Origin of the sequence: Chryseobacterium gallinarum (assembly GCF_001021975.1) — a bacterium.
GTDB classification, from domain to species: Bacteria; Bacteroidota; Bacteroidia; order Flavobacteriales; family Weeksellaceae; genus Chryseobacterium; species Chryseobacterium gallinarum.
Window position 1 is genome coordinate 35,305 of record NZ_CP009928.1, and the last position, 13,104, is coordinate 48,408.

The following is a 13,104-nucleotide window of genomic DNA, read 5'->3' on the forward strand; positions in this document are numbered from 1 at the left end:
TTTGTATTTTCGTAATAACTAAATAACAACCAATGAATAACTTTATAAAGTTACTTTTTGTACTCGTTATATTCCCTAATACAATGATTGCCCAATCTTCGGGAAAAAATTATGAGTATACCATAGACCTTCTTCATATGACCGATGATAAAGTTACAGTTTCTCTTACTCCACCTAAAAACAATCTTAAACAAGGTAAGTTTATCATCCCTAAGCTGATTCCCGGATTTTATCAGGCGATGAATTTCGGACAATACATTTCCCAGTTTGTCGCCACGGATAAAAATGGCAAGAAAGTACAGACAGAACGCCTGGATACAAACAGCTGGATGGTGCATGATCTGAAAAACGTCAACAAAATATCTTACCAGGTGGCGGACGGCTGGGACTCTCTGGAAAAAGATACGCACGAAGCCAGATCTGCCGGCAGTATGTTTATAAAAGATAGTGTCTTCGTCATCAATTATAATTCTCTGATAGGCTATTTTGAAGAAATAAAGGAAAACCCCTACCATCTCAACATCATCAAAAATAAGGATCTCTACGCCTCTTCTGCATTGGATTATCAAAAGATAAATGAAATTACAGACAGAGTCTGGGCCAAGGATTATCGGCAATTGGTAGACTCTCCTGTTCTCTATTGTATCCCTGATACCACCTGGCTCAAAGTAGGCAATACCGAAGTACTGGTGTCTTTCTATAATAAAAAGGAAAGGCATTATTCAAAAAAGATAGCTGATGAAATCCAGAATATCTTAAAAAATCAGCAGGCTTATCTGGGGGGAAAATTGCCGGTAGACAAATATGCATTTCTGATCTACTATGAAGCTTCCCGGGAAGAGGGTTATTTGGGAGACGGGCTGGAACATTCCAAATCCACCGTCTGCCTGTACCGTTCCGGAAGCATGAATTTCCTTTCCGATGCCCTGCGCAGGGTTGCATCACATGAATTTTTCCATATCATTACTCCTCTCAACATCCATTCGGGAGAAATCCAGCATTATGATTTTCTGAACCCTACCCTGTCCAGACATTTGTGGCTCTATGAAGGAATGACTGAATATGCCACGGTTCATATGCCCATAAAACAAAAAATGATCAGCCTGGATGATTTTGAAAGAAGTATTGAAGAAAAGATCCGTAATATGAAAGAATTTGATAACACATTATCTTTTACAGAGCTCAGTAAAAATGCAATGGAAAAACAGGATCAATATATGAATTTTTACCAGAAAGGAGCATTACTGGGTTTGTGCCTGGATATCAGATTACGGGAACTTTCCCGGGGAAAAACAGGTACCCAGGACCTGATGCTGAAACTGATGCAAAAATATGGCGAAGGCAAGTATTTTAACGATGATGAACTTTTTGACGAAATTACAAAAATGACCTTCCCTGAAATCCGGGCGTTTTTCAAAGACTTCATAGAAGGTTCTCAGCCTGTTCCTCTAAAGGAATATCTGGCCAAAGTGGGTTTTACCTATGACGAAAACCAGGAAAAAATAAGTCTGTCACCGAATCCCAACCCGAAACAGCTGGCTCTGAGAAGAGCATGGATTAATCAGTAATCAAGGGGCATGCCTGTTTGGCAATACGATACGGTAATCATCAGCAACCGGAAAGTGGGATCACTCATTTACTCTCCTTACATTGAACTCTCAGCGCCCATTACATCACAGTTTGCAAAAGTTTTAATATATTTAGAAAAAAAATTAGATGGACAATAATACTTCCCGTAGAAATTTTATTAAAACTGCTGCCCTGGCAGGTTTTGGTGCTCTGGTTTTACCCAATTCATTATTCGCATATTCAAATGATTTTAAAACCGATAAAAAAGTCCGGGTAGGATTTATCGGTGTCGGACTTCGTGGACAGGAACATGTAAAGTTGCTTGCCAAACGCAGTGATGTGGAAATCGTAGCTTTTGCAGATCCGGATAAAAGAATGCTGGCTGCTTCACAAAAGATATTAAAAGACAACAGTAAGCCGGCTGCCCAGGAATTTTCTAACGGTGAATATGACTATCGAAATCTTTTAAAACTCAAAACAATAGATGCTGTGGTCATTGCTACTCCATGGGAATGGCATCTTCCTCAGGGTGTGGAAGCCATGCGCGCCAGAAAGATTGTGGGAATGGAAGTTTCGGGAGCTATAAAACTGCAGGACTGCTGGGAGTTTGTCAAAGTATACGAGGAAACCAAAGTTCCTATTTTCATGATGGAAAATGTCTGCTACCGCAGGGATATTATGGCAATCCTGAACATGGTGCGCAAAGGAATGTTTGGAGAACTAGTCCATGGAAGAGGCGGTTATCAGCATGACCTGAGAGGAGTACTTTTCAATGACGGAATCACCCCTTATAACTCAGGAGCAGAGTTTGGTGATAAAGGTTTCAGTGAAGCCAAATGGAGAACGGAGCATTATGTAAAACGAAATGGAGAATTATATCCTACTCATGGGCTGGGACCGGTTGCTATGATGATGGATATCAACCGTGGGAACCGTCTCACGAGACTGTCTTCTTTCTCTTCAAAATCTGTAGGGCTTCATAAATATATCGTAGAACATCCTAAAGGAGGAGAAAATCATCCGAATGCGAAAGTGAAATTTAATCAGGGAGATATTGTAACCACTCAGATTGCGTGTGCCAACGGGGAAACCATTCTTTTAACACATGATACCAGCTTGCAGAGACCTTATGATTTAGGATTCAGAGTACAGGGAACTGAAGGATTATGGCAGGATTTCGGCTGGGGAGATTTCAACCAGGGACATATCTATTTTGAAAAAACAATGAACCATACCCATCGCTGGGAGAATACTGAAAAATGGATGAAAGAATATGATCATCCGATGTGGAAAAAATTTGAAAATACTGCAGCAGGAGCAGGACACGGAGGAATGGATTTCTTTGTGATGAATACTTTTATTGAATGCATCAAACGAAATATAGAATTCCCTATGGATGTGTATGACCTTGCTTTATGGTATTCCATCACCCCGCTGAGTGAAGAATCTATTGCTAAAGGCGGACAGGTTGTAGATATCCCTGATTTTACCAATGGAAAATGGAAAACCCGTAAACCTGTATTTGGAATGACCGATGAGTTCTAAGAAAACATTACTCATATTGGCAGGCGGATTAGGAAGCCGGTATAAAGGATTAAAACAAATAGATGGAATACTTGACAACGGATCCCCGATCCTGGAGTATTCTATCTTTGATGCATTGGAAGCAGGCTTTGGTAAAGTAGTCATTATTGTCAATTCATTAATTCCCCAGAGCTATATTGAGCGGCTGAACGGTATAGCCAAAGAAAAAGAATTTGAATTGCAATGGATTTATCAGGAAATGAATAGTATCCCGATACAGGGCTTTGATTACCTGGAACGTGAAAAACCATGGGGAACCGCTCATGCCGTTCTTTGTGCAAAGTATGCAATACAGGAACCTTTTGTTATGATCAATGCCGATGATTTTTATGGTAAAGAAGCTTATCAGCTGGCAGCACATGAAATTGACCACCAGCATATTTCAGAATCGCAGTTTGGAATGATTGCTTATCCTGTAAATACAACCCTGAGCGGACATGGAGCTGTAGCAAGAGGAATATGTGCATTAGATTCTGACAACTTTCTGATCAAGGTTGAGGAACAAACTTCCATCCAGAAAATCAACGATTCGATCATTTATTCTGAAAATGGAAAGAACATCAGATTAGATCCCGGGACCTTAGTATCTATGAATTTTTTTATTTTTCACCCCAATATTTTCTGTGCCCTGGAAGCCTATTTTTATGATTTCATAGAGTCTCTTCCAATGCCTGAACAGGAATTTTATATTCCTTCTGCCGTACAGAGAATGATAGACGAAAACAAAATAAAAGTATTGGTAAAAGCTTCCCCCTCCCAATGGATGGGTGTTACGTATGCTGATGATAAAAAAGTGATTAAAAATTTCCTTATTACAGAAATTCAAAAGAACAGATATCCGGAAGACTTATGGAAATAAAAGATATTGTCGCTGAATTTATCGGTACAGAAAATTACAGTCTTTCTCCTATTACAGATGGACTGATCAATACAACTTACCTTTTGGAAGATAAGGACCGGAGAAGAAAATTTATCCTGCAAAAAATTAATCATAATGTTTTTAAACAGCCGGAAGTTGTGATCAACAATCATTTAATAATTAATGAACTTCTCAGGTCAAATAATTATCAATTTCAGATTATAGAACCAATTCCCTCTCTTTCCCATAAATTTCTGGTAAAAGATGCCAATGATCAGTCATGGCGCATGCTGAATTTTGTAGAAAACAGCATTACCTTTCTTACCGCTCCCTCTTTACAGACTGCTTTTGAGGCGGCTAAAACCTTCAGTTACTTCCTTACCACTGTAAATACTGAAAAGCTGCCTGCTATAGAAGCTCCCCTTCCTGATTTTCTCAATTTTGAAAAAAGAATTGCGGATTATAAAAGCTCACTGGAAAGTGCGGCTCCTCATTTAAAAGAAAGTGCAAAGGCTGAAATAGAGATTACCAATCAGCTTCTTTCCTTACCTGATCAATGGATAGAAATGGAGAAAAGCAATCAGATTCCCAAAAGAATCATTCATGCAGATGTAAAAATCAGCAATATCCTCTTCGATCAGAACCATAATCCGTTAGCTGTCATTGATCTGGATACGATGATGATTTCTACGATTTTATATGATTTTGGAACGATGATCCAGTCCTATACCAATACTACCCATGAAGATGACGGAAGCGCCAAAAACAATTTTAATCCTGAAATGTATGAGGCTGTAAAAGAAGGATTCCTATTTTATCTGAAAGAAAAATTAGCCCCGGAAGAATCTGCCCATCTTGATTATGCTGCGCAGGTGGCCATTTATATCCAGGAAGTTCGTTTTTTAACCGATTACCTGAATGGAAGCACCTACTATTCTATCACCCATCCGGAACATAATCTGGACAGAACAAAAAATCAATTGGAGCTATTAAAAGGATTAAGGGAGTATTTGGGTACTTAATAAAACTACAAAAGATTTTTGAAGCGCCCAGTTTTTGAAGTTAAAAGCATTGCGCAGAAAGGCACTAAAGGTTTAAAGTCAAAAGTTTTTATAAAATCTGCAATATCTGCTTAATCTGCGCGCGGCTAAAATTATACACAAACATCTGTGTTAATCTGGTACATCTGTGGTTAAAATTTAATCATAAAAAAGCTTTGACACTATGCAATCTGGAGAGTTTTATTTTAGAAAACCAAGAATCTTTTTCCATTCCTCTAATTTCTTTTCAAATGGAATGGTATAAGCCGGACTGGTTGACGGCAGTAAAAAAACAGGTAAATCATTATCCTTTCCCAACAATTTGACCAGGTTTTTATAAGACTTTCCGCCGTTACAAAAAATCGCTTTGATATTCGGATGTGCTTCCAGCAGGCCGGCAATCTGATTGGCCTCTTCATTTTTAATTTCAGAATCCAGGCTTCCTTTTCTTTCGCAGGAATCTATGACATCCCAGAGGGCAATATGATGCTTTTTTAATGTTTCAATTCTTTGGGCATAGTCTTCCGTAAATTCTTCGTTTACCAATGTCAATATAATCCTCCAGAATTTGTTCTGGGGATGGGCATAATATTGCTGTTTTTCCAGTGATTTGCCTCCCGGAATGGAACCCAGGATCAGAATTTGAGATTGAGAGTCGATAATGGGAGGAAATGAAAAAATACGGTTTTGCATATTCAAATATATGTATTTTGGCTAAGGCCAATGGAATTTCTACCATAAAAAAGCGGGCTAAAGCCCGCTCTATTGATGTTTTTTATAATGTTTCTTTCAGCCAATCGAAGAATTCTCTCTGCCATACCAACCCGTTCTGCGGATGAAGTACCCAGTGGTTTTCGTTCGGGAAATAGACCAGTTTAGATTTCAATCCTCTTAATTTGGCAGCCTGGAATGCCTCCTGCCCTTGTTCATAAGGAACACGGAAATCAATTCCTCCCTGAACAATCATAATCGGTTTGTTCCATTTTTCTACAAAATTGCTCGGATTGAATTCTGTATAGGCTTTTGGTTGAGGCTTTTCCCACGGAGAACCGATATCCCAGTTTGCAAACCAAAGTTCTTCAGTGGTCAGATACCATGATTTCATATCAAACAATCCATCGTGTGCGATAAACGTTTTGAATCTGTTTTCGTGGATCCCTGCTAACATAAACACACTGTACCCACCATAGCTTGCTCCTACAGCTGCTACCCTGTCTCCGTCTACGTAAGGAAGGGTCTTGGCGTAATCTGTAGCGGCAAGATAATCTCTCATCGGCTGTCCTCCCCAATCTCTGGAAATATCTTCATTCCATTTTGTCCCCCAGCCTGGCATTCCTCTTCTGTTAGGTGCTACTACGATATATCCGTTTGCCGTCATTAAAGCAAAATTCCATCTGGTACTGAAATACTGTGTCAATGCAGATTGCGGGCCTCCCTGGCAGTAAACTAAAGTCGGGTACTTTTTATTCGGATCAAAGTTAGGTGGATAATGGAACCATACTCCCATTTCTTTACCGTCCGAAGTTTTTACCATTTTAAGTTCAGATTTTCCCTGCGCCAGCTTGGCATAGGTCTCTTTATTCACTTCGGTAACCTGTTTCATTTCCCCATTTTTAAGATTCACAGAAAATAATTCCGTAGCATGGTTTACATCTGTTCTTCCTACTAAGAGTGAGGTTTTATTATCGGTGAAAATTTCGTTAACATCGAAATCCCCTTTTGTAATCTGTTGTACTTTTGCTGATTTTGAATCCAGGGAGAAAAGCTGCTTTGTTCCTCTGTAGGCTGCCGTAAAATAAATTGTTTTTGAATCGGCTCCCCAAAGAACATCCCCGGAAACACTATCATCCCAGCCGGCTGTAAGGTTAGTGGTCTTTCCGCTCTTCCAATCCATGATTTTTATATCATTTTTATCCGCTTCATAACCATCTCTGGCCATACTTTGCCAAACCAAAGACTTTCCATCCGGGCTGAATTTAGGGTTTACATCGTAACCTTTATTTGATTCTGTAAGGTTTTTTGTAGTTCCTGAAGCCATGTCGTAAGCAAAAATATCCGTGTTGGTACTTATTGCATACTCTTTTCCGCTTTTAGGTTTTGTAACATATAAAAGCTGTGAAGAATCCGGGCTCCAGATAAAATCTTCCGTTCCACCAAAAGGTCTCTGAGGAGAATCCCAAGTTTTACCTTCGAGAAGATCTTTTGCAGCCTCTACTTTATCTGCTGTATTCACAACAAATATATGGTTGTATTTTCCTTCATTAAAGTAATCCCAGTGTCTGTGATTCAGATCAGTATAGACTTGGGCCGTAGTTTTGGGAGTATCTGCATATTTATCTTTTCCCATTAGTTTTTCTACCAGCACCTGCTTGCTGAAAGCAATTCTTTTTCCATCCGGAGAAATCACGATATTATCAGCTTCCCCGATGGTATAAAAATCGTTCCAGGTTTTTCCTGTATCTCTGGAAAGATAAATTTTATCTCCTTCCTGAGCATAAATCCCATTTTTATCCCATTGGATGAGAGATTTTTTACCAAAATCAATTTTCGTGGATTGATGATTAAGAACATTCAGGAAATAGTTCTCGTTTTTTGTTTTTTCTGTTTTCAGATCCACCTGTCCTACTTTATAGATAAGAGAAGCCTGATCCGGTGAAACTGCCTGTACTCCTACTTTTTTCAAAGTCCAAAGAATTTCAGGCGTCATTACTTGTTGTGCATTCATTAAAAGCGGAGCTGCCAGAGCCAGCAGACTGTACTTAAGTTTCATATGTTACTATTCATTTTTAGCGGAATTATAAATCATTCCGGATTCATAATTCCTTTATTAAATTCAAAGATTGCCAAAGTTAGTGTTTAAAATAAAAATTACCGAAAGAATTAACATTAAAGTTGAAAGAAAGGTGAAGAAATCGGATAAAGAAGGTGAAGTTAATTCATAAACGTACAAACTTTCTTATTGTACTCTCCGAATCCGGGTTTCATCTAAAAATTATCAACAAAAAAGCCCGCTGGTATATTACCAACGGGCTTCTGTAAGTGTATGTGAGTTAATTAATCTCCGTCTGAAAACATTGAATTGGCCAAAGAAGTTACAATTGACAAAAGTATACTAAAAATAAGTGCCCACCAGAAACCATTTACCACCATGCTGTCTATAAAATAATCTGCAATCAGGATAATGGCTGCATTAATCACCAGGGCAAAAAGGCCCAATGTAATAATAGTAAGCGGAAGGCCAAACAGACTTAAAATCGGTTTTACAAAGATATTCAGGATTCCCAGTACAATCGCAAAAATAATAGCTGAAGAAAAGCTTTCAAATTGGACTCCCGGTAAAATTTTAGTTAAAAGGTACGCAACTATTGCCGTAATAAACAATCGGATAAGTAAGTTCATTTTTTTAATTTTTTAATAGTGATGGGGTATATGGAGCAAAAGCCATTCCATTTTCAAGAAATTATTTTTAACTAATTTATCTGTTCAGTTAATATTTACAGCTCTTTCATTATTTTATTTTCATCATCGTCACCAAAGAAGTAGCACAATGACTTTCCGACCCGGATTTTTCATCCAAAACATAAATTTCTGTTCTGACCACACTAATTTTTGCTCCTCCTTTAACCACATAAGATTTTGAAACCAGTGCATCTCCCATCGCGGGACGAAGATAATTAACCTTTAATTCTACCGTCACTACATAACAATCTTCTTCATAGTGACTTACTGCGGCATATCCTGAGGAAACATCCACCAGGGAGGCAATCATAGCTCCATTAAACATTCCGGCTTTTCTGGTCATCAATTCCATTTTAGGAATTTTCATGGAAATGAAATCGGTTTCCACTTCCAGTAATTCTGCCCTGTAAAATTTTAATGTTTCGGACCGATGGAAGCTGTCTGTAATGAGTTTCTTTTTTTCTGGGGTCATTTTTCTTCAATTTGAAGGTAAAGGTAAAGATTGATTTAACAAGGAAAAAATGAAAGATTAAGAAAGTCAGTTAATGCAGGAAAGTTTCCTGGTATTGGGTTCGGATGACGATACAGCAGATTTTATAAAAACCTTTGATTTTTAAAACTTATGTGTACTTCTCAGCGTTATCATTTTAACTTTAAAAACTAAAGTGTTTAAAACTTTTGTGACTTTTGTGGTTTTAATTTTAACCACAGATGTCCCAGATTAACAAAGATGTTTATGCTTTTATTAACCACAAAAAACGTAAATGTTTAAGCTTTAAAATTGTCTGATTAAACTAAGAAAGTGATATCAGGAAATCATCACTCAGAACCAGAACTCCTTCTGTCAATGTGTCGGGATGTGCATTAAAGCCTTTCAGTTTTGAAGTTTTTCCTTTTAAAATGAGATCCATCAACTGTTTATCAGAAAGTTTCTTTCCAAAGATTTCAAAACTGATTTTAAAACCACAATTCTTAAAATCGGAGCATCCGACAGCTGTTTTTCCTTTGAGTAGATTGTGTGTTTTACATTTCGGACATTGAGTTTCTTCCCAGGGTTGAAGTTCTTTTTTCTGGGCAGGTTCTCTTTTTTTCTTTTCCTTTACCTGTTCTTTCTCTTCTTCCTGTAATGTAATAACTTTTCCTTTTCCATACACCACTTTTTCAGTAAGTTCTGTTACCATCTGAATAAGTTCTTCTTTAAAAAGATTGGCTTCATATTCGCCCTTTTCAATCTTACGAAGTTTTAATTCCCATTCACCGGTCAGTTCCGGGCTTTTTAAAAGCTCGTCTTCGATGGTATCGATCAGCTGGATTCCGGTTTGGGTGGCAAACAGGTTTTTCCTTTTCTTTTCGATGTATTTTCTTTTGAAAAGGGTTTCAATAATATTGGCACGGGTGGATGGTCTTCCGATCCCATTGTTTTTCAGTAATTCGCGCAGTTCTTCATCTTCTACCTGCTTTCCCGCCGTTTCCATAGCCCTCAGTAAGGTTGCTTCAGTGTAAGGTTTCGGAGGTGATGTTTTTCCCTGGTGGATCATAGGGTCGTGTGGACCGGTTTCTCCCACTACAAATTCAGGAATGGTTTGTTCTTCTTCTTTTTCCTTTTCCTTATCTGCAGACTCTTCTTTGGGTTCCTTTGCATAAACAGCTCTCCATCCCGGCTCCAGGACCTGCCTTCCGCTGGTTTTAAAAGGAATAGTCCCTACCTTTCCTTCTACCAGGGTATTTGAGATTTTACATTCCGGATAGAAAACAGCAATAAAACGTTTGGCAATCAGATCATAAATCAGTTTTTCTTCTCTGCTCAGGTTTTGAGACGGCGGAACTTCTGTAGGGATGATGGCATGGTGATCGGTTACTTTTGTATCGTCAAAAACAGCTTTAGACTTTGGAATAGGAGCTTCCAGCAATGGAGCAATCAGATCCTGGTAAGGGTACATTTTTTGTAGAATTCCTTCTATTTTCGGATATAAGCTCTCGGATAGATAGGTGGTGTCTACACGTGGATAGGTTACATGTTTCTTTTCGTAGAGACTCTGAATATAATTAAGTGTATTCTCCGCCGAATATCCGTATTTTTTGTTAGCTTCCACCTGGAGCCCGGTTAGGTCAAAAAGCCGCGGATTTTTTTCTTTTCCTTCTTTAATTTCAAAAGAAACGATCTCAAAAGGATTTACTTTAAGATATTCCAGTCCTTTTTCTGCACGTTCCAGGGTCTTTAACCGATCAATAGCGGCATTAAAAATAACATCCCGGTATTTGGTTTTCAGTTCCCAGTATTCTTCTACGGTAAAGGCATCTATTTCTTTCTGACGCTGAACCAGCATGGCTAAAGTGGGAGTCTGCACTCTCCCGATGGAAAGCACCGCCTTATTCCCTCCGAATTTTTTGGTGAAAAGCCTGGTTGCGTTAATTCCCAGCAGCCAGTCTCCTATGGCTCTGGCATTTCCGGCCAGATAAAGATTTTTATAATCTTCAGCAGGCTTCAGATTGGCAAAACCTTCTTTGATAGCTTCTTCCGTCAGGGAAGAAATCCATAAACGCTGTATTGGTTTGTTACACTTTGCCTTTTGCAATACCCAACGCTGAATCAATTCTCCCTCTTGCCCGGCATCCCCACAATTGATAACCTCGTCACAGTTTTCAACTAATTTTTCAATCACCTTAAACTGGTTTTCAACGCCTTTATTGGGAATCAGCTTTATTCCGAAACTGCTGGGAATAATCGGCAGTGAAAACAAATTCCATGATTTGAACTGTGGTCCGTAATCATGAGGCTCTTTGAGGGTACAAAGATGTCCGAAGGTCCATGTCACACAATAGCCGTTTCCTTCCATATAGCCTTGTTTAGGTGTAGTAGCACCTAATACTTTGGCAATATCTCTGGCAACACTTGGTTTTTCGGCAATACATAATTTCATGAACTCAGGTTTATTGAAGGAGTGCAAAAATCGGGATTTTTTTTGACTTAAGCTAATTTAGTTAAGAGTTCACTTTCCTAAAGCCGATAGTTGAAGATTACAAAAAATTCCCCTGATTATCCTATCAAATAATACTCCCTTTATGGTAGCAAAACAATTAAGCCTCATTTTTAGATTTATTCAAAAACTGGCTCTAAAAAAACAAGCCCCACCACATTAAATAATTCTTAAAAATTTAAATTAATTTTATCTTTTTCACAATGCTCATTTATTTAAAAACGAATCATTACCACACTACAATTTTTAATTTACTATTTGAAACATATAATGCTTTAAATAAAAATAAAATTTAAAACATTAAAAATCAGTACAAAACAATATTAACGGTAATTTAATATACAAAAAGCCTACTTTTTTAGTGGACTAATAAAAATTAAATTATATATTTGCAAACATATTCCGGAAAAAAAATAAAATGGCATTAGAATTTAAAAATAATTCAAAACATAAACACAGCATCAAAAATATAATGATGTGTATCTGTATGCCTATACATCGGGAATATTGTGGATGACCTTACTTTTATATGACATATTTTAAAAGGCTCTGCAATAACGCAGGGTCTTTTTTATTGAACTGAACAACATTAAAAAAATAAAAATGAGCAATTCTAAAAACAAATGGCTGGTTCCATTGGCATTTACGAACATCTATGTAATATGGGGAATTACGTTTTTAGCTATTTCATTTGGCTTGAAGGGTTTTCCACCATTCATTCTTTCAGGATTGAGATTTCTGGTCGCTGGAATCTTGATGATTGGATATCTCCTGTCGAAAGGGGAAAAAGCAAATTCTTTGATCAACTGGAAAAAGAATGCTATTACCGGAATTCTGATTCTTACAGGCGGAACCGGGCTTGTGGCCTGGGGGGAGCAGTATGTGACAGCGTCAGAAGCTGCCATTTCTATTGCTACCGGGCCGTTCTGGTTTATTGCAATTGATAAAAAGAATTGGAAATATTATTTTTCAGATAAATTTATCCCGATCGGGTTGGTCATTGGATTTGTAGGATTGGTATTATTTCTAAAGGGAAGTGTGAACTCTAATGCAGCTCATATTGTAGCGAACGGCCAACTCCGTATTACGGCATTTGTTGTGTTGGGATTAAGCTCCGTAGCATGGGTATTGGGTTCTTTGTATTCGAAAAAAAATCCGGCTTCACAGTCTACTTTTATGAACATCGCTCAACAGCTTATCATAGCTGGTTTAGCTTCCTTTTTGATTGCTTTTTTAAGAAAAGAATGGGTTGGTTTTACAGTTTCAGCAATTCCGTTACCGGCATGGCTAGGAGTTCTATTTTTGATATTCTTTGGATCTATAATCGCTTATTTGTCGTACATTTGGCTCTTGTCCGTAAAACCCGCTGCGCTGGTAAGCACCCATACCTATATTAATCCTATTGTCACGGTGATTGCAGGCTGGATTGTAGCCCATCAAAGCATCAATGGAAGCCAGCTATATGGTTTATCAATTATATTGCTGGGAGTACTTCTGACGAATGTTACCAAGTACTTCAAGCTTTCAAAACGGTCAAAAGTTAAACTAAGAAGATTAAGAAGATTTTTTAATAAGCCAGGCAAACGATATCAGCCTGTTTAATATAGCATAAACA

Annotated in this window: 10 protein-coding genes; 5 read left to right on the forward strand and 5 right to left on the reverse strand. The window is 38.0% G+C overall.

All coding sequences use genetic code 11. The annotated features are described in order from the left end of the window. Positions 1 to 32: 32 nt before the first annotated feature. The 4 genes from OK18_RS00185 (at position 33) to OK18_RS00200 (ending at position 5,034) form a co-directional block, all read left to right on the forward strand. Positions 33 to 1,568 carry a M61 family metallopeptidase gene (locus OK18_RS00185; protein WP_082129100.1) on the forward strand — a complete coding sequence of 512 codons (1,536 nt, stop codon included), beginning with the start codon at positions 33 to 35 and terminating at the stop codon, positions 1,566 to 1,568. A gap of 148 nt (positions 1,569 to 1,716) precedes the next feature. Further along, on the forward strand, positions 1,717 to 3,114 hold the full coding sequence (locus OK18_RS00190) for a Gfo/Idh/MocA family protein (RefSeq protein ID WP_053326655.1): 1,398 nt from the start codon (positions 1,717 to 1,719) through the stop codon (positions 3,112 to 3,114). After that, positions 3,104 to 4,012, forward strand: a complete 909-nt coding sequence (locus tag OK18_RS00195) for a sugar phosphate nucleotidyltransferase (protein WP_053326656.1) — start codon at positions 3,104 to 3,106, stop codon at positions 4,010 to 4,012. The genes OK18_RS00190 and OK18_RS00195 overlap by 11 nt, the downstream gene beginning before the upstream one ends. Next, positions 4,003 to 5,034, forward strand: coding sequence for a phosphotransferase enzyme family protein (locus tag OK18_RS00200; protein WP_053326657.1), 1,032 nt, complete (start codon positions 4,003 to 4,005; stop codon positions 5,032 to 5,034). The genes OK18_RS00195 and OK18_RS00200 overlap by 10 nt, the downstream gene beginning before the upstream one ends. A gap of 219 nt (positions 5,035 to 5,253) precedes the next feature. Here the strand turns inward: OK18_RS00200 and OK18_RS00205 are convergent, their stop codons facing one another. From OK18_RS00205 to OK18_RS00225, 5 genes are all read right to left on the reverse strand, one after another. After that, positions 5,254 to 5,745 (reverse strand): DNA-deoxyinosine glycosylase, encoded by a 492-nt coding sequence (locus OK18_RS00205; RefSeq protein WP_053326658.1) that lies wholly within the window; start codon positions 5,743 to 5,745, stop codon positions 5,254 to 5,256. 82 nt (positions 5,746 to 5,827) lie between these two features. Then, entirely contained in the window at positions 5,828 to 7,822 is a 1,995-nt protein-coding gene (locus OK18_RS00210) for a S9 family peptidase (RefSeq protein WP_053326659.1), read from the reverse strand. Between the two features lie 284 nt (positions 7,823 to 8,106). Continuing rightward, positions 8,107 to 8,451 (reverse strand): phage holin family protein, encoded by a 345-nt coding sequence (locus OK18_RS00215; protein ID WP_053326660.1) that lies wholly within the window; start codon positions 8,449 to 8,451, stop codon positions 8,107 to 8,109. Between the two features lie 109 nt (positions 8,452 to 8,560). Next, positions 8,561 to 8,983 carry a PaaI family thioesterase gene (locus tag OK18_RS00220; protein WP_050020243.1) on the reverse strand — a complete coding sequence of 141 codons (423 nt, stop codon included), beginning with the start codon at positions 8,981 to 8,983 and terminating at the stop codon, positions 8,561 to 8,563. A 322-nt stretch (positions 8,984 to 9,305) separates the two neighbouring features. Further along, positions 9,306 to 11,432 carry a type IA DNA topoisomerase gene (locus OK18_RS00225; RefSeq protein WP_053326661.1) on the reverse strand — a complete coding sequence of 709 codons (2,127 nt, stop codon included), beginning with the start codon at positions 11,430 to 11,432 and terminating at the stop codon, positions 9,306 to 9,308. Between the two features lie 660 nt (positions 11,433 to 12,092). Between OK18_RS00225 and OK18_RS00230 the strand changes: the two genes are divergently transcribed. After that, a complete protein-coding gene (locus OK18_RS00230; protein ID WP_050020241.1) occupies positions 12,093 to 13,091 on the forward strand; it encodes an EamA family transporter in 999 nt (332 codons plus the stop codon). The last annotated feature ends 13 nt before the right edge of the window (positions 13,092 to 13,104 follow it).